The organism is Vibrio sp. SNU_ST1 (assembly GCF_030563405.1).
In the GTDB taxonomy this organism is placed as follows: domain Bacteria; phylum Pseudomonadota; class Gammaproteobacteria; order Enterobacterales; family Vibrionaceae; genus Vibrio.
Genome location: NZ_CP130748.1, coordinates 2,822,980 through 2,838,973 on the forward strand (window position 1 = coordinate 2,822,980; position 15,994 = coordinate 2,838,973).

Below are 15,994 nucleotides of genomic sequence, written 5' to 3' on the forward strand. Positions count from 1 at the left end.
GACAAGCGAGTGAGTAAATTGATTCATTGCGTAACGGGCTAATTAAATAACCGCTAGTTACGCAAAAAGTTACTCACGCAAGAGGCTGGATTCAAGACGACAAAAGAGCTCTCTTTTTGCCCATCGAGTTCCACTTCTAACTGATATAAATGCTTAGGGTTGGGCTTTTCAAGGTTAAATACCATTGGAGCCTCAACCTGAAACACAACACCGGTATGTTCTGCTCGCACATCAATAGGCGTTACGAGAGTCATACCATTAAACTTGATTGATGCCGATATTAACCCTGGCTTTAGCGTTTGATAGATAACATCGACTTTAAACTCACAGCCACCACCGTGATGCCAGATTTGCTCGGTGACAACTTGCTCAAGCTTGACGTTACGAACGAACTGCAGATATGGTGCTTGCCAGATTCCGATACGAGAATCTGATTTAGTGACGACCTGTGAAGGGGTAGAGTCATCCATATCCTCTTCAAGTAACAGGCTCTCCTCTTCTTCAAGGAAAAGGATCTCAAAACGATTTCGACCAAGCTGCATATAAGGACGGATGTCTTTACGATATTCGGCTTCGCTGCCATCACAATCAAACACAGCCACACCATTAAGTCGAACTTCAGCAAAGTAATCGACTCCTGCCATCACTAACTCTACAAATGGGCACGCCAACATAGCGTCATCCACTTCGATGTCATGCATCAGGTGCCACTCTTGCTCTGCGATTTCATTTTCACTCAAGCTATCAGGGAGCTTTAAGCTTAATGGAGCAGGAAAGGTAATGTCATCTTGTGGGATTGAGAGATCCGTCAGTGGCGAGATTTGCCAAAGACCGTCGAGAGGTAGCCGCATGTCATTCCTTGAGCTAGATCAATTTTGACCGCATTATAATGAATGAATGCATATAAAGACATTTATTTTTCTGAGGACAAAAAAATGCCAGCTCAAGGCTGGCATTCTTTAAAACTGGGAGAGATTACTCTTCGTCTTCATCATCTTCGTCAGGGTAGATAGCATCTTCACCTTCATAGTAAGTGCCCCAACCGTCGTAGATAATGTCAAACTTCTCTGCAAGATTTACAAGCTTCTCAACTTGCTCATCAATCGCTTCTGCGTTCAGAGTACACTGCATCGTTGCATCACAACAAAGTAGCTTGTTGCCATCTTCGTCTTCAGTCTCTTCAGCTTCAAGCACTTCAAAGCCCATTTTGAATGCTTCAACAACGGCTTTCTCAAGTACTGCGAAATCTTCAGCGAATAGGTGATGCTCGATATCGTATAGAGCTTCAGGATCGCTACCATCTTCGATTAGTGCTTCAATGATGTCGCGAGTCTCTCCCTTTTGAAATTCAATTAATTCCGCTACTGATAGATATTCATCTTCGTGAGACATGTGTCTGCTCCAGAGTGTTGACTATGAAAAGATCAAATTTGATTGCCACGAAATATGGCACGGATCGCCTAGAAAAGCCACCTAGATCAGGTGTAGAAGAGTAAGTTTATCGCTAGATAACAGAAGGGATATCAATTAAAAAGTGAAATCAAAATCACAGAAACAAATTTTCAACATATTATTAACCATCGTGTGTTTTAGCATTTCATTTTTATTGTTACTTTTTGCCTTACTCCTTCAAAATTGAGTGGTTAGTCATATGAGATGCATACTGCCGATCACTTCATCGATGCATAAAACCTCACTTATAAGTAAGTAACTGCATAAATTTTGAATGAAAAATCACGTTCACCAAGCAAAGTGGATTATCAAATCACTGAAATTTGAGCATAGAACCGCAAAAAGTTTGTTCTAGAACCCAGTCTTTCGTTTGGATTTTAATATTAACAATCCCAAACAACTCAGAATTTAAAACCAAAAATATCAAAATAACACAACCTTTACACAAGTTTCAAAACTTGCATATTACGAACAAGCTTGTCATAAATAGACGCTGGATTAATAGTAAGGATGCAAAATGAGTAAGCTGTACGTTGGCTCCGAAGTCGGTCAATTAAGACGAGTTCTCCTAAATAGGCCTGAAAGGGCGCTCACCCACCTCACCCCTTCTAACTGCCATGAGCTACTTTTTGATGATGTACTTGCAGTAGAAGCAGCAGGTGAAGAACACGATGCCTTTGCGACGACACTTCGTAACCAAGACGTTGAAGTATTATTACTGCATGACCTACTGGTTGAGACACTCGCTGTAGCTCAAGCTCGTGAGTGGCTGCTTAATACTCAAATCTCTGATTTCCGTTACGGCCCTACATTCGCACGTGATTTAAGAGAGTACCTTGCTCAAATGGACAATGAGCACTTAGCCACGATCCTACTTGGTGGTTTAGCCTACTCTGAACTTCCTATTAAATCTTCTTCAATGCTACCGAAGATGCACCGCCCGCTTGATTTCGTTATTGAGCCGCTACCTAACCATCTATTTACTCGCGATACTTCTTGCTGGGTTTATGGAGGCGTCTCTCTTAACCCTATGATGATGCCTGCTCGCCAACGAGAAACGAATCACTTACGAGCAATATACCGTTGGCACCCTGTATTCGCTGGTCAAGATTTCATTAAGTATTTCGGTGATGAAGATCTTCATTACGACAATGCGAATATTGAAGGTGGAGATGTACTGGTTATCGGTAAAGGCGCTGTTCTTATCGGTATTTCAGAGCGTACTAAACCACAAGGTGTTGAAAACCTAGCGGCTAGTTTATTCAAATCCGGTCAAGCTAAAGAAGTGATTGCGATTGATTTACCGAAGCATCGCTCTTGTATGCACCTTGATACGGTTATGACGCACATGGATATCGACACATTCTCAGTCTATCCAGAGATCGTTCGCAAAGACCTAGATACTTGGCGCTTAACGCCTAAAGAAAATGGCGAAATGCGAGTAGAGAAAGCTGAAAACTACCTAACAGCGATTGAAGGCGCGCTGGACCTCGATCAGCTGAAGATCATCACAACTGGTGGTGATAACTACGAAGCTGAACGTGAGCAGTGGAATGACGCTAACAACGTACTGACGGTGAAACCGGGTACGGTTATCGGCTATGAGCGTAATGTATACACCAATGAAAAATACGACAAAGCCGGTATCGAAGTTCTGACGATTCCGGGCAATGAGCTAGGTCGTGGTCGTGGTGGCGCTCGCTGTATGAGCTGTCCTATCGAAAGAGACGGTATCTAAGCTACAAAACTCAATAAAACGAACACACTAACTTACCTAGGCCAGTACCATTGTACTGGCCTTTTTTATTAACCCAATAAAATAAATATTCACAAATATAGCATCTTTATGTTTAACTAGGTTCTTCATTGACTCTATATACCCAAGGAGCGAGAGATGGCCTTTAATCTTCGCAATCGTAACTTTCTAAAACTTCTCGACTTTACTCCTAAAGAGATTCAGTTTTTACTCGACCTGTCTGCCGATCTAAAAAAAGCAAAGTATGCAGGTACAGAGCAGAAGAAGCTTAATGGTAAAAACATCGCTCTGATCTTTGAAAAAGCATCAACTCGAACACGTTGTGCTTTTGAGGTAGCCGCCTTTGATCAAGGTGCTCAAGTCTCTTACTTAGGTCCTTCTGGCTCTCAGATTGGTCAGAAAGAATCAATGAAAGATACAGCGCGTGTATTAGGTCGTATGTACGATGGTATTGAATACCGTGGTTTTGGCCAGAGTATTGTCGAAGATCTTGGCGCTTATGCGGGTGTACCGGTTTGGAATGGTCTAACCGATGAATTCCACCCTACTCAGATCTTGGCTGATTTCCTCACTATGCTTGAGCATGGTCGAGGAAAGCATCTGCACCAAATCAGCTTTGCTTATCTAGGTGATGCACGCAATAACATGGGTAACTCTCTGTTAGTCGGTGCGGCGAAAATGGGCATGGATATTCGCCTTGTCGCACCTAAAGCGTTCTGGCCAGAAGAACAGCTTGTGGAAGAATGCCAAGCTATAGCACAAACTACAGGTGCAAAAATCACGCTAACAGAAGACGTTACCGAAGGCGTGAAAAGCTGTGATTTCCTTTACACCGATGTTTGGGTTTCTATGGGTGAAGCAGCAGAAGCTTGGGACGAACGTGTGGCTGTAATGACGCCTTACCAAGTGAATATGGATGTCATAAAGCTCACAGGTAACCCCCAAGTGAAGTTCATGCATTGCCTGCCTGCTTTCCACAATAATGAAACCGTGATCGGCCAGCAAGTCGCAGACAAATATGGAATGAACGGTTTAGAAGTGACAGACGAAGTATTTGAGTCTGACTACTCGATTGTGTTTGATGAAGCAGAGAATCGCATGCACACCATCAAAGCGGTAATGGTCGCAACACTTGGCCAATAGAGAATAATGAAAGTAAACAAAAGCTTGATGTAATCGCTTGCGCTCACAAATTGAAAGCGTATAATTCTCGGCAATTTGTCTGAGAGTAGTGAAAATGACGCCAAGCAATGTTGTGATAAAACATAATAAAATTGTGAAAACACCTAATATTGCTCGCAAGCTAGCATGCTTGCCAGGCCGTCTATTCTGCTTTTCAGCACTTTTTTAAAGCCTCCCATTATGGGGGGCTTTTTTATGGCCAATACATTATTGTGGGGAAGAAGATCATGGCGAATTCGCTCTATCAAAAGCACATCATCTCAATTCCAGAGCTTTCTCGTGAAGAGCTAGAATTAATTGTTCAAACGGCAGGTCAACTCAAAGCTGAACCAAACCCAGAACTCATCAAGAACAAAGTTGTTGCAAGCTGCTTCTTCGAACCTTCAACGCGAACTCGTCTCTCTTTTGAAACGGCAATTCAACGCATCGGTGGTGACGTAATTGGTTTCGACAGCGGTGGTAACACGTCACTGGCGAAGAAAGGCGAAACGCTAGCGGACTCAGTACAGGTTATCTCTTCATACGTTGATGCTTACGTAATGCGCCACCCTCAAGAAGGCGCAGCGCGTCTAGCTTCTGAGTTCTCTAACGGTGTACCTGTGATTAACGCGGGCGACGGCGCAAACCAACACCCAACACAAACACTATTAGACCTGTTCTCTATTGCCGAAACTCAAGGTCGCTTAGATAACCTAAACGTGGCATTCGTTGGTGACCTTAAGTACGGCCGCACGGTTCACTCGCTGACTCAAGCACTAGCGAAGTTCGACAACATCTGTTTCTATTTCGTTGCTCCAGAAGCACTGGCGATGCCTGACTACATTTGTGAAGAGCTTGATGAAGCGGGAATCAAGTACCAACTACTGACAGACATGGAAGATGTGATTCCTGAGCTGGATGTTCTGTACATGACTCGAGTTCAGAAAGAACGTTTTGATGAATCGGAATACGCGCACATCAAATCAGCGTACATCCTGACAGCTCCTATGCTGGAAAATGCACGTGATAACCTAAAAGTTCTTCACCCTCTTCCTCGTGTTGATGAAATTACTGTCGATGTCGATAAAACACCTTACGCTTACTACTTCCAGCAAGCAGAGAACGGTGTTTACGCACGTGAAGCACTGCTAGCCCTTGTTCTTAACGAAACGCTGTAGAGGAGAGATATCATGTCTAAAGAGACTCAATTAAAAGTTGAAGCAATCAAGAACGGAACGGTTATCGACCATATCCCAGCCAACATCGGGATCAAAGTACTCAAACTGTTCGACATGCATAACTCTAATCAGCGAGTAACCATCGGCCTAAACCTGCCATCTTCTGCTCTAGGCGGTAAAGACTTACTCAAGATAGAGAATGTGTTTATCACTGAAGAACAGGCGAGCAAGTTAGCACTTTACGCTCCTCATGCGACCGTAAACCAAATCGAAGATTACGAAGTGGTTAAGAAGCTACCACTAGAACTTCCAGAGCAAATCAACGATGTGTTCGAGTGTCCAAACACCAACTGTATTACTCACAATGAACCGGTTGAAAGCAGCTTTAAGATCTTTGAAAAGAAAGAAGATATTCGATTGAAGTGTAAATACTGCGAAAAAGTCTTCTCTCGTGAGATCGTGACAGAAAGATAACGTCATACGGCAACGACGATCGAACGCAAAAACTATTCAATACCTCGCCTGTGCGGGGTATTTTGCTCTTTACCTATCCTAAGTTTGAAGGCACACTAAAAATCGCTTTTTATCCAATAACTGATGGAATAACCAATGACTAAAGTACTTCACACAGAATCAGCTCCAGCTGCAATCGGCCCATACGTACAAGGTGTTGACCTTGGCAACATGGTTCTGACTTCTGGCCAAATCCCAGTAAACCCAGCAACTGGTGAAGTATCTGCTGATATCGCAGAGCAAGCTCGCCAATCTCTAGACAACGTTCAAGCGGTTGTTGAAGCTTCTGGCCTGACTGTAAAAGACATCGTAAAACTAACGGTATTCGTTAAAGACCTAAACGACTTCGGCACAGTAAACGAAGTTTACGGTAAATTCTTCGATGAGCACGGTGTTGCAAACTACCCTGCACGTTCATGTGTTGAAGTAGCTCGTCTGCCAAAAGATGTAGGTATCGAGATCGAAGCTATTGCAGTTCGCAAATAGATTTTAATATCTAGAATAAACGGTTTCTAGTAAACAAGTTGGCATAAAGCTGAGCGTTTATCAGATACAAAAAAGGTTGCCCAGTTGGCAACCTTTTTATTGTTCATCGTTTCGCTTAGATGATTACTTCTTATTAAGCTCAACGACTTCTTTGTCTAACTCTTCAAGTTTAGCTGCCATCTGCTCACGAGCTAGGTTAGCCAGTTGACGAACATTAGACTTATCGTAGTCTTCAGTGCTGATTGGTGGCAGCATCTCAACAATCACATGACCATTGTTCCAACGGTTCAGCTTCACGCCACCTGTTGAGCTACACACGATAGGGATAATAGGTAAGCCAGCGCCAATCGCAGCATGGAAAGCACCCGTTTTGAATGGCAACAAACCACGACCACGAGAACGCGTCCCTTCAGGGAACATCCATACTGAAACATCACTCTCTTTAAGGCTAGTAACCACTTGATCGATCGTACCTACCGCTTTGCTGCGGTTAGCTCGGTCAATGAGGATATTACCCGTCAACCAGTACAGCTGACCAAAAAGAGGCATCCACGCTAGGCTTTTCTTGCCTACTGTCACAACTTTAGGTGTTACCGCTGATGAAATCGTGAATAGATCCCAGCTATTTTGGTGGTTTGCAACGTAAACATGTTGGCCACGAGAGTAAGCATCTTCCGGGATACGAAGCTCTAATTTCATACCAAAGATTTTCGACATGCGACCGAAATAACGACCAAAGGTAAATACGTGTTTCGGGTTTCGTGGGCTTAGTAAACAGTAACCACACCCAAATACAAACATAAGAATCGCAAATATCGCCACTGCGAAAATACGTAATATTGCTATCATTTTTTTCCTCACCAACCGCTAAGCAGATTCATCTATTCACACAAACATTGGCAATAGGTTTACTTGCGGTAAATACAACTATAAAAAAGCCGAAACCAAGGTTCCGACTTTTGTGTTTTCATCTTACTGATTCATGAACTCACTAACCTAAGTTAGCTAGACTCACGAAATCGTGTAATGTTTGCGCCTAGGGCTGACAGTTTATCTTCAATCTTATCGTAACCACGATCGATGTGATAAATACGGTCAACAATGGTTTCACCTTGAGCGATACAGCCAGCAATAACAAGACTCGCAGATGCACGAAGGTCCGTTGCCATTACTTGAGCGCCGCTCAATTTTTCCGTTTCACCACAGATAGCCGTGTTCCCTTCGATTTCCGCTTTTGCACCCATTCGCTGTAATTCAGGAATATGCATGAAGCGGTTTTCAAAGATAGTCTCAGTGATAACACCACTGCCCTTCGCCATCATGTTAAGCAGAGTAAACTGAGCTTGCATGTCGGTTGGGAAACCAGGGTGAGGTGCTGTTACGATTTTCACCGCTTTCAGCTCACGACCTGTCATATCAAGGCTGACCCAGTCTTCGCCCGTTTCAACCTTCGCACCCGCTTCTTCAAGCTTCGCTAGGGCAGCTTCAAGAAGATGAGCGTTAGTGTTACGACAAACTACTTTACCGCCAGACACTGCCGCAGCAACAAGGAACGTGCCTGTTTCAATACGGTCTGCAACCACAGAGTGTTGACCACCACCAAGGCGTTCAACACCTTCAATAGTAATCGTGTCTGTACCTGCGCCAGAAATCTTAGCACCCAGCTTGTTTAGGAAATCAGCCGTATCTACAATCTCAGGCTCACGCGCTGAATTATCTAATACAGTTTTACCTTCCGCGAGTGTTGCTGCACACATGATCGTAATCGTAGCGCCAACGCTTACTTTATCCATCACGATGTGCGCGCCTTTCAGACGGCCATCAACGCTTGCTTTAACATAACCATCTTCCAACGTAATCGTTGCACCTAACTGTTCTAGGCCATGGATATGCAGATCAACAGGACGAGCACCAATCGCACAACCACCAGGAAGTGACACTTGGCCTTCACCAAAACGAGCAACTAGCGGCCCCAAAGCCCAGATAGAAGCACGCATTGTTTTTACTAAATCGTAAGGCGCACAAAATTCATTAATTTCGCTGCCATCAACATGAACACTACCGTTACGTGATACTTTTGCGCCTAAACGCTTAAGCAATTCCATCGTAGTATCGATGTCACGTAGATGAGGAACATTACTCACTTCAACCGGCTCTTCAGCTAGAATTGAAGCAAATAGGATTGGTAGCGCTGCATTTTTTGCGCCTGAGATCGTCACTTCACCGCTTAGCGGCTTGTCTGATCCAATAACTCGAAACTTTTCCATCATAAACCTTAAAGTGACATCAGTTTCTTATCACGTTCCCACTCTTCCGGCGTGAAAGCCTTAATAGAAAGAGCATGGATGTCATTGCGTTGAATGTATTCCATTAGTGGGCCGTAGATTAGTTGCTGCTTCTTAACTCGATTCATGCCGTCAAAACATGGATCAACCGCAACAACTTCGTAATGACTGCCTTCACCCTTCACGAAAATTTCCTGAAGGTTCAGAGCCTCTGCTAATAATTCTTGTACTTTTGTGCTGTCCACAAATAGCTCCTGCCTAATTTTTTATGTGTTCTGCCATCATTGGCTGGATATTGCTCAATTGGAACAACGTTCGTAATTGTTCTGGCACGAAACTGAGCATTATATGACAGTTTTGATTTTTTGCATGCTCTAATAAGTGAATTAGCATCACCATTCCTGCTGAATCGACTCGATTTATATGGCTAAGGTCAATTTCAACGCTCGATTCCGTCGTTTGCCACTTTTCCAATATACGCCAGATTGCAGGTACACTATCTCGATCTATATCACCAAGAAGTTGATATTCTTTAGAGCTTAGCGCTTGCCACTGAGAATGACTCATTATTTATTACTCTCAAAACGAATCGGTTGAGAAGCCAGTTTCTCGAGTTCGTCGGCTACTTGTAAGATGCCTTCTTGACGAATCTTAGTGTTCCACTCAGACTTCTTACTTGATAGCAGGCTTATACCTTCGGCAACCATATCAAATGCCTTCCACTCACCTGACTTCTTATCTTTGCGCAGTTTAAACTCAAGGTTAATGTTTGGTCGAGGCGTATCAATGATATCAACCTTAATACTGGTAATACGGCTATCTGTTTTAATTGTTGGTTCTGGACCAAATTTAATCGTCTGATCTGTATATTGAGTCAACACTTGAGCATAAGAAGAAACGAGATATTTACGAAATGCATCAATAAATACGCGTACGTCTCCTCTATCAGCACCTTTCAAGTTCGGCCCTAGCAACTTCAGCGCCGCATATTGAGCATTCACATAAGGCATCAACTCTTCTTCCACGATGACCTTCAGTAACTCAGGATCTTGATGGATATTCTCTTGCTCGTTCTTCAAACGGGCGAAAGCCTCTTCTGCAACTTGAGTCATCATCTGATAAGGCTGAGTTCGGTCAATCGGTTTTGCCGAAAAAGCTGGAGTCGACATCAGTAAAGCGACTGCTGCCAGAAACCATATTTTCAATAAGTAATTAGCTTTCAATAAGTAATTAATCTTCAATAAATTATTCGTCTTTAACATGAGCCTACTCCTTAGCTTCGCTATTATCAGAACCACCGACGCTATACAGCACTTGGCCAATCAAATCTTCTAATACTAATGCTGACTTGGTGTCTTCGATAGAATCACCATCAACCAACATCTCTTCATCATCAAAGATGAAGCCCGGAACTAAGCTGATATACTGCTCACCGATCAAACCCGACGTTAAGATTTGAGCACTAGAGGTATCAGGAAATTGTGAGTACTTCGCATCAATAGACAGTTCAACCACAGGAAGGTAGCTCTCAGTATCAAGTTCAATACTTTGAACTCGACCAACAACGACGCCCCCCACCTTTACAGGTGAGCGAACCTTTAGGCTGCCAATATTGTCAAAGGTCGCTTTTAGGTTATAAGTATGGTTTGAACCGATACCTTTTACGTCAGCGACTTGAAAGATCATGATTAAGATTGCGCAAATTCCGGCAATAACAAAGGTGCCGACCCATAATTCTAATTTTCGAGTTTGTTGCATGATTAATTCCCAAACATCAATGCGGTAAGAACAAAATCTAGCCCTAATACCGCTAGAGAAGAGTGTACTACTGTGCGTGTGGTTGCCTGACTAATACCTTCGGATGTCGGTACTGCATCATAACCATTAAAAAGTGCGATCCAAGTTACGGTGATAGCGAAGACCATACATTTGATCATGCTGTTACCAATATCACGGCCAAGCTCAACGGAAGACTGCATCGCAGACCAGAAACTGCCGTGGTCAATACCTTTCCAATCCACACCGACTAACTGAGCCCCCCAAATCCCGACCGCCATAAAGATCATAGCGAGCAGTGGCATTGAAATAAGGCCGGCCCAGAGACGTGGCGCAATAATGCGTTTAAGAGGATCAACCGCCATCATCTCAAGGCTAGAGATCTGTTCCGTTGCTTTCATTAAGCCGATCTCAGCCGTTAATGCTGAACCCGCACGGCCAGCAAACAGAAGTGCTGTCACCACAGGGCCCAATTCCCGTAACAACGAGAGCGCGACCATTTGCCCAAGGTTACCCTCTGCGCCATAGTCGATTAATACGACATAGCCCTGCAGACTGAGTACCATGCCAATAAACAAGCCTGAAACTAAAATGATAGCCAATGACTGAACGCCAACGCTATAAAATTGTTTAACTAATAGAGGGAAGTTTTTTAGTTTCGGGATGCCAAACAAAGCTCCAAATAGCATTAGGCTTGCTCGACCAAATGACTCACAGATCGCAAGTGCGCGCCTACCGACACCCGCAATAGTTTTAGCTATCATATTCAAACAAATCCTTTTCTAAGCTATTTGCAGGAAACCTAAATGGCACAGGGCCATCCGATTCACCTTGCAAAAATTGCTGCACTCTTGGGTCGCTGTTGTTGTACAACTCATCAGGAGAACCTGCAGCAATAATTTTCCCATCAGCCATCAAATAAACCCAATCAGCAATGCTCATCACCTCCGGGACATCATGAGAAACGACAATAGAGGTTAAACCCAAGGCTTGATTGAGGTTACGAATCAACTCAACCAAAACACCCATGGTGATTGGGTCTTGGCCAACAAAAGGCTCATCATACATAATAAGTTCTGGGTCCAATGCGATCGCACGGGCCAACGCCGCTCGTCTCGCCATACCACCAGACAACTCACTCGGCATTAATTGCGCCGCGCCTCGCAACCCTACCGCCTCAAGCTTAAGCAATACAATGGTACGAATGAATTTTTCGTTAAGTTCAGTGTGCTCTCGCAAAGGAAACGCCACATTATCAAAGACATTCAGATCCGTGAAAAGTGCCCCCGATTGGAAAAGCATGCTCATTTTCTTGCGTGCTTGATATAGCTTTCGACGTGGCAATGCAGGGATGTTGTCGCCATCAAACCAAATTTCACCTTCATCTGGTGGTAATTGTCCACCAATCAGACGTAATAAGGTTGTTTTGCCGATCCCTGACGGCCCCATGATCGCGGTTATTTTTCCTTGAGGAACTTCTAAACTGATGTCATCAAAGATAATTCGTTCACCGCGTGAGAAGCTGAGATTCTTAACTTTCACAAGCTCAGTGTTCAACATACTTTTGTTGTTTCCTTGCTTTAAAAACGCCAATTATGGCTGCAATAATAATGAGTCTACTTTAGAATTAAAAGCGCTGTTCAATTAATTATTAAAAACAGAAAACAAAGGCAGGGATTTGAAAGCATTGAGAAATTCATTCCTCATCAACATTTCTTTACCACTAACTGGCAATTAATTTGTCGAGTGACTTCCCTTTTATCTAGCAACAAGTCAAAATTAGCGGTTAATTCTCCGTTTTTTATTAATGTTTAGGAATCATCATGCTTGAAGCGATTGCGTTTCTTATTATCGGTCTAGGTTTTTTGGTGTGGAGTGCAGATAAGCTGGTCTACGGTGCCGCTGCTCTTGCTCGCAACTTCGGTATTTCACCACTAGTTATCGGTATGACAATCTTAGCAATGGGCTCTTCAGCTCCTGAAATGATGGTTTCAGCAACAGCGGCTCTTGATGGTAAAACAGATACGGCGGTAGGTAACGTATTAGGCTCAAACATCGCTAACATCGCGCTGATTTTAGGTATAACAGCCCTTATCAAACCATTATCGATTAGCTCTGGTGTGATTCGTCGTGAACTACCTTTAATGATAGGTGTCACTCTATTAGCGGGCGCACTGCTTTGGGATAATCACTTAGGTTTCTATGAAGGTGTGTTGTTGTTTGTTCTTTTTGCCGCTTTCTTATTTGCGATGCTGCAAATCAGCCGTAGTGAGAAAAAGAACGGTGATGCCTTTCTTGACGAACAAGAATCTGAAGTTCCTGAAGGCGTGAGCAACCCCAAAGCCGCAATGTGGGTGGTGGTTGGTCTGATTATTCTACCTCTAGCGGCCAACATGTTGGTTGATAACGCGGTTGTTATCGCGAAGTTCTTTGGTATGAGCGACCTTGTGATTGGTTTAACCATTATTGCCGTTGGTACAAGTTTACCTGAACTTGCAGCATCACTAGCCGGTGTTATGAAAGGTGAAGATGATATGGCTGTGGGTAATATCATTGGCTCAAACGTATTCAACATCCTTGCCGTGATGGGTATCCCAGGCATCCTAAACCCTTCAATCTTGAGCGAGTTTGCAATGGGTCGTGACTTCTGGGTAATGCTCGGCGTATCGTTACTCCTTGTTATCATGGCACTAGGAAAATCTCGTAGCGTGAATCGTATCGAAGGCGGCGTGTTAATTGTGACGTTTGTGGCATATCAAAGTTACCTACTAATGAACATGTCAGCTTAATTGTTGATTTAACTTCCTGTACTTGGAGTATTTGATGTCTCAGCCATTTGATTATTGCAGCGTTGCAAAACAAGTTTTGGAAACTGAAGTTGCAGGTCTCACGCAATTAGACCAATATTTTAATGATGATTTTAGCAAAGCTTGCGACCTAATCCTGAACAACAAAGGCAAAGTCGTAGTGATGGGCATGGGTAAATCAGGCCACATTGGTAACAAAATAGCAGCTACACTGGCAAGTACTGGTACATCGGCTTTCTTTGTACACCCAGGTGAAGCGGCGCATGGTGATTTGGGCATGATCGAACCTGGCGATATTGTGATTGCAATATCCAACTCAGGTGAATCAGGAGAAATCCTCAGCCTATTCCCAGTATTAAAGCGTTTGAACATCAAGATTATCAGCATGACTGGCAAGCCAGCATCAAACATGGCGACTTTATCTGATATTCATTTACAGATTTCAGTACCCGAAGAAGCGTGTCCCCTTGGTTTAGCACCAACAACCAGCACTACCGCTACTTTAGTTATGGGTGATGCATTAGCCGTTGCACTTTTACAGGCAAGAGGTTTTACCGCTCAAGATTTTGCACTGTCTCATCCTGGTGGTGCTTTAGGGCGTCAACTTCTGCTGAAACTAGACGACATCATGCACACCGGCGATGCACTCCCAATTGTTGCTCCAGATGCACTAGTTCGAGATGCCCTGTTAGAGATATCTCAAAAAGGCTTGGGTATGACGGCAATCGTCGATGAAGATGGCCAAATGGCCGGCATTTTTACCGATGGGGATTTACGCCGTATCTTAGATAAACGTATTGATATTCATAACACGCAGATCGGCGATGTGATGACACTGAACCCAACGGTAGCAGAACCAAATATGCTCGCAGTTGAGGGCTTAAATTTGATGCAAGCTAAGAGCATCAATGGCCTTATGTTGTGTGATAATGGAAAATTAGTAGGCGCTTTAAATATGCATGACTTACTGAAAGCAGGAGTAATGTAATGTCACAGGCAATTGAAACCCTTTACGGCACAGTGGATTCACGTGTATTTGCGATAGCAAAAGATATCAAACTGCTGATTTGCGATGTCGATGGCGTATTCTCTGATGGCCGCATCTACATGGGTAACAACGGTGAAGAGCTAAAAACTTTCCATACGCGCGACGGTTACGGCATTAAATCGTTGATGAACGCGGGCGTTGAAATCGCAATCATCACTGGCCGTAAATCTCAAATTGTTGAGAATCGAATGACCGCTCTCGGTATTAAGCTAATTTATCAAGGTCAGGATGATAAAGTTAAGGCCTACCAAGATATTTGCGATAAGCTTTCCGTTAATCCTGAAAACACAGGTTATATCGGAGACGATTTAATCGACTGGCCTGTAATGGAAAAGGTTGGCTTGAAGGTATGTGTGGCAGACGGTCACCCATTACTTGCACAAAGAGCAAACTACGTAACAACCATTAACGGCGGTTACGGTGCAGTACGTGAAGTCTGCGACCTTATTTTACAAGCAAGAAACGAACTCGACGTGCACAAAGGTTTAAGCATATGAGTTTTAATCGTATTATCTACTTAATACTCATCTTTATTGCCTCTTGGTCGGCCTATTACTTGTACGACAAAGAGCAAACTTCAACGATACAAGTAGATCCAAACTTGGAACTGCCTGCGTTTAGTGGCAAGAATCTTGATAACATTAGCTATGGCGAAAGCGGTATTCGTAGCTACCGAGTTGAATCAACTCATCTAGAGCACTACTCCGTCGTTGGCGATACGCACTTTCAAGCCCCTACTCTTTCAGTATTCCGTGAAGGGCATACGATAGAATGGCGAGTGACCGCTGAGCGCGCAATTATGGATGAAAATCAAGTCATCACTTTTTATGACAACGTTGTGGCGAAGAACCTGTTGCCAGATGCTAGTTTCGATACAATGACCACAGATAAAATGGTTGTTGAACTGACTAGCCGAGATTTTTATTCAGACACTCCGGTCCATATGATCGGTACATTTTTTGAAAATGAGGGGCAAGCAATGAAAGGGAACTTCGGTACCAACAATGCGACTCTCTTTAATTCTGTTCAAGGTAGATATGAAACTCTCACACCTTAGTTTATTCGCTTTGACCCTTGCGGCGTCTAATGTCTATGCTCTATCTTCGGATAGCGAGCAGCCTGTCTATATTGATTCAGACAGTCAGCAATTAGATATGAAAAGCAATCAAGTAACCTTTCTTGGCGATGTGAACCTTAAACAAGGTAGCATCAATATCAATGCCGATAAGGTCATTGTTACACGTAATGCCGTCAACGGTGAAATTGAAGAAATACAAGGTTTCGGAAAGCCAGCAACCTTTTCTCAACTTACTGACGATGGGAAAACACTCTATGGTGAAGCTGACGATTTACATTACCAGCTGATTGCCGATAAATTGATCATGACTAAGAATGCGATGCTATCTCAAGATGGCAGTATCATTCGCGGCTCTAAGATTACCTATCAGATCACCTCTCAGAAATTGGTTGCCGATAGTGATAGCAGTGAGCGTGTATCAACGGTTTTACAACCAGCGGAAGTGAATAAGTAA

20 protein-coding genes are annotated in these 15,994 nt (G+C 43.4%); 10 read left to right on the forward strand and 10 right to left on the reverse strand.

Annotation, left to right across the window (positions count from 1 at the left end; all coding sequences use genetic code 11):
• Positions 1–53: 53 nt before the first annotated feature.
• Together Q5H80_RS12420 and rraB are read right to left on the reverse strand one after the other, a co-directional pair.
• Entirely contained in the window at positions 54–851 is a 798-nt protein-coding gene (locus tag Q5H80_RS12420; protein WP_304564922.1) for a hypothetical protein, read from the reverse strand.
• 124 nt (positions 852–975) lie between these two features.
• On the reverse strand, positions 976–1,392 hold the full coding sequence (gene rraB, locus Q5H80_RS12425) for a ribonuclease E inhibitor RraB (RefSeq protein WP_004735324.1): 417 nt from the start codon (positions 1,390–1,392) through the stop codon (positions 976–978).
• A gap of 577 nt (positions 1,393–1,969) precedes the next feature.
• On the opposite strand from rraB, the gene arcA reads away from it, so the two are divergent.
• The 5 genes from arcA to Q5H80_RS12450 all read left to right on the forward strand — a co-directional run bounded on the left by arcA (position 1,970) and on the right by Q5H80_RS12450 (position 6,546).
• Positions 1,970–3,190: an arginine deiminase gene (gene arcA, locus Q5H80_RS12430; protein WP_009847726.1), complete on the forward strand. Its 1,221-nt coding sequence runs from the start codon at positions 1,970–1,972 to the stop codon at positions 3,188–3,190.
• Positions 3,191–3,346: 156 nt separating this feature from the next.
• Positions 3,347–4,351: an ornithine carbamoyltransferase gene (locus tag Q5H80_RS12435; protein ID WP_304564923.1), complete on the forward strand. Its 1,005-nt coding sequence runs from the start codon at positions 3,347–3,349 to the stop codon at positions 4,349–4,351.
• Positions 4,352–4,617: 266 nt separating this feature from the next.
• Entirely contained in the window at positions 4,618–5,547 is a 930-nt protein-coding gene (gene pyrB, locus Q5H80_RS12440; RefSeq protein ID WP_004735321.1) for an aspartate carbamoyltransferase, read from the forward strand.
• Positions 5,548–5,559: 12 nt separating this feature from the next.
• Positions 5,560–6,021 carry an aspartate carbamoyltransferase regulatory subunit gene (gene pyrI / locus Q5H80_RS12445; RefSeq protein WP_004735320.1) on the forward strand — a complete coding sequence of 154 codons (462 nt, stop codon included), beginning with the start codon at positions 5,560–5,562 and terminating at the stop codon, positions 6,019–6,021.
• 135 nt (positions 6,022–6,156) lie between these two features.
• The gene (locus tag Q5H80_RS12450; protein WP_004735319.1) at positions 6,157–6,546 is read left to right on the forward strand and encodes a RidA family protein; all 390 of its coding nucleotides are present in this window, start codon (positions 6,157–6,159) and stop codon (positions 6,544–6,546) included.
• A 123-nt stretch (positions 6,547–6,669) separates the two neighbouring features.
• Here the strand turns inward: Q5H80_RS12450 and Q5H80_RS12455 are convergent, their stop codons facing one another.
• The 8 genes from Q5H80_RS12455 to mlaF form a co-directional block, all read right to left on the reverse strand.
• On the reverse strand, positions 6,670–7,395 hold the full coding sequence (locus Q5H80_RS12455; RefSeq protein WP_004735318.1) for a 1-acylglycerol-3-phosphate O-acyltransferase: 726 nt from the start codon (positions 7,393–7,395) through the stop codon (positions 6,670–6,672).
• Between the two features lie 152 nt (positions 7,396–7,547).
• The gene (gene murA / locus Q5H80_RS12460) at positions 7,548–8,813 is read right to left on the reverse strand and encodes a UDP-N-acetylglucosamine 1-carboxyvinyltransferase (protein ID WP_304564924.1); all 1,266 of its coding nucleotides are present in this window, start codon (positions 8,811–8,813) and stop codon (positions 7,548–7,550) included.
• An 8-nt stretch (positions 8,814–8,821) separates the two neighbouring features.
• Positions 8,822–9,076, reverse strand: coding sequence for a BolA family iron metabolism protein IbaG (ibaG, locus tag Q5H80_RS12465; protein WP_017058924.1), 255 nt, complete (start codon positions 9,074–9,076; stop codon positions 8,822–8,824).
• Between the two features lie 13 nt (positions 9,077–9,089).
• Positions 9,090–9,398 (reverse strand): lipid asymmetry maintenance protein MlaB, encoded by a 309-nt coding sequence (locus tag Q5H80_RS12470; protein ID WP_004735315.1) that lies wholly within the window; start codon positions 9,396–9,398, stop codon positions 9,090–9,092.
• On the reverse strand, positions 9,398–10,093 hold the full coding sequence (locus tag Q5H80_RS12475) for a phospholipid-binding protein MlaC (protein ID WP_304564938.1): 696 nt from the start codon (positions 10,091–10,093) through the stop codon (positions 9,398–9,400). The genes Q5H80_RS12470 and Q5H80_RS12475 overlap by 1 nt, the downstream gene beginning before the upstream one ends.
• A gap of 4 nt (positions 10,094–10,097) precedes the next feature.
• Positions 10,098–10,589 (reverse strand): outer membrane lipid asymmetry maintenance protein MlaD, encoded by a 492-nt coding sequence (gene mlaD / locus Q5H80_RS12480; protein WP_304564940.1) that lies wholly within the window; start codon positions 10,587–10,589, stop codon positions 10,098–10,100.
• A 2-nt stretch (positions 10,590–10,591) separates the two neighbouring features.
• Positions 10,592–11,371 carry a lipid asymmetry maintenance ABC transporter permease subunit MlaE gene (mlaE, locus tag Q5H80_RS12485; protein ID WP_304564942.1) on the reverse strand — a complete coding sequence of 260 codons (780 nt, stop codon included), beginning with the start codon at positions 11,369–11,371 and terminating at the stop codon, positions 10,592–10,594.
• Positions 11,361–12,167: a phospholipid ABC transporter ATP-binding protein MlaF gene (gene mlaF, locus Q5H80_RS12490; protein WP_304564944.1), complete on the reverse strand. Its 807-nt coding sequence runs from the start codon at positions 12,165–12,167 to the stop codon at positions 11,361–11,363. The genes mlaE and mlaF overlap by 11 nt, the downstream gene beginning before the upstream one ends.
• 263 nt (positions 12,168–12,430) lie before the next feature.
• On the opposite strand from mlaF, the gene Q5H80_RS12495 reads away from it, so the two are divergent.
• Genes Q5H80_RS12495 through lptA form a run of 5 tightly spaced genes read left to right on the forward strand, consistent with a single transcriptional unit; the run spans position 12,431 to position 15,994 of the window.
• Positions 12,431–13,396 carry a calcium/sodium antiporter gene (locus Q5H80_RS12495; RefSeq protein ID WP_009847735.1) on the forward strand — a complete coding sequence of 322 codons (966 nt, stop codon included), beginning with the start codon at positions 12,431–12,433 and terminating at the stop codon, positions 13,394–13,396.
• Positions 13,397–13,430: 34 nt separating this feature from the next.
• Complete coding sequence (gene kdsD, locus Q5H80_RS12500; RefSeq protein WP_304564947.1) at positions 13,431–14,402, forward strand: arabinose-5-phosphate isomerase KdsD; 972 nt, start codon at positions 13,431–13,433, stop codon at positions 14,400–14,402.
• The gene (kdsC, locus tag Q5H80_RS12505) at positions 14,402–14,959 is read left to right on the forward strand and encodes a 3-deoxy-manno-octulosonate-8-phosphatase KdsC (RefSeq protein ID WP_304564948.1); all 558 of its coding nucleotides are present in this window, start codon (positions 14,402–14,404) and stop codon (positions 14,957–14,959) included. Before kdsD ends, kdsC begins: the two co-directional genes overlap by 1 nt.
• The gene (lptC, locus tag Q5H80_RS12510) at positions 14,956–15,519 is read left to right on the forward strand and encodes an LPS export ABC transporter periplasmic protein LptC (protein WP_304564950.1); all 564 of its coding nucleotides are present in this window, start codon (positions 14,956–14,958) and stop codon (positions 15,517–15,519) included. The genes kdsC and lptC overlap by 4 nt, the downstream gene beginning before the upstream one ends.
• On the forward strand, positions 15,500–15,994 hold the full coding sequence (gene lptA, locus Q5H80_RS12515) for a lipopolysaccharide transport periplasmic protein LptA (protein WP_304564952.1): 495 nt from the start codon (positions 15,500–15,502) through the stop codon (positions 15,992–15,994). Before lptC ends, lptA begins: the two co-directional genes overlap by 20 nt.

Bases quoted from the DNA above. Each gene is read 5' to 3' on its own strand.
- rraB (WP_004735324.1), bottom strand. From the start codon at position 1,392: ATGTCTCACGAAGATGAATATCTATCAGTAGCGGAATTAATTGAATTT.
- murA (WP_304564924.1), bottom strand. From the start codon at position 8,813: ATGGAAAAGTTTCGAGTTATTGGATCAGACAAGCCGCTAAGCGGTGAA.
- pyrI (WP_004735320.1), top strand. From the start codon at position 5,560: ATGTCTAAAGAGACTCAATTAAAAGTTGAAGCAATCAAGAACGGAACG.
- arcA (WP_009847726.1), top strand. From the start codon at position 1,970: ATGAGTAAGCTGTACGTTGGCTCCGAAGTCGGTCAATTAAGACGAGTT.
- Q5H80_RS12475 (WP_304564938.1), bottom strand. From the start codon at position 10,093: ATGTTAAAGACGAATAATTTATTGAAGATTAATTACTTATTGAAAGCT.
- kdsC (WP_304564948.1), top strand. From the start codon at position 14,402: ATGTCACAGGCAATTGAAACCCTTTACGGCACAGTGGATTCACGTGTA.
- Q5H80_RS12435 (WP_304564923.1), top strand. From the start codon at position 3,347: ATGGCCTTTAATCTTCGCAATCGTAACTTTCTAAAACTTCTCGACTTT.
- lptA (WP_304564952.1), top strand. From the start codon at position 15,500: ATGAAACTCTCACACCTTAGTTTATTCGCTTTGACCCTTGCGGCGTCT.
- Q5H80_RS12455 (WP_004735318.1), bottom strand. From the start codon at position 7,395: ATGATAGCAATATTACGTATTTTCGCAGTGGCGATATTTGCGATTCTT.
- lptC (WP_304564950.1), top strand. From the start codon at position 14,956: ATGAGTTTTAATCGTATTATCTACTTAATACTCATCTTTATTGCCTCT.
- Q5H80_RS12470 (WP_004735315.1), bottom strand. From the start codon at position 9,398: ATGAGTCATTCTCAGTGGCAAGCGCTAAGCTCTAAAGAATATCAACTT.
- mlaE (WP_304564942.1), bottom strand. From the start codon at position 11,371: ATGATAGCTAAAACTATTGCGGGTGTCGGTAGGCGCGCACTTGCGATC.
- Q5H80_RS12450 (WP_004735319.1), top strand. From the start codon at position 6,157: ATGACTAAAGTACTTCACACAGAATCAGCTCCAGCTGCAATCGGCCCA.
- Q5H80_RS12420 (WP_304564922.1), bottom strand. From the start codon at position 851: ATGCGGCTACCTCTCGACGGTCTTTGGCAAATCTCGCCACTGACGGAT.
- mlaF (WP_304564944.1), bottom strand. From the start codon at position 12,167: ATGTTGAACACTGAGCTTGTGAAAGTTAAGAATCTCAGCTTCTCACGC.
- pyrB (WP_004735321.1), top strand. From the start codon at position 4,618: ATGGCGAATTCGCTCTATCAAAAGCACATCATCTCAATTCCAGAGCTT.
- Q5H80_RS12495 (WP_009847735.1), top strand. From the start codon at position 12,431: ATGCTTGAAGCGATTGCGTTTCTTATTATCGGTCTAGGTTTTTTGGTG.
- mlaD (WP_304564940.1), bottom strand. From the start codon at position 10,589: ATGCAACAAACTCGAAAATTAGAATTATGGGTCGGCACCTTTGTTATT.
- kdsD (WP_304564947.1), top strand. From the start codon at position 13,431: ATGTCTCAGCCATTTGATTATTGCAGCGTTGCAAAACAAGTTTTGGAA.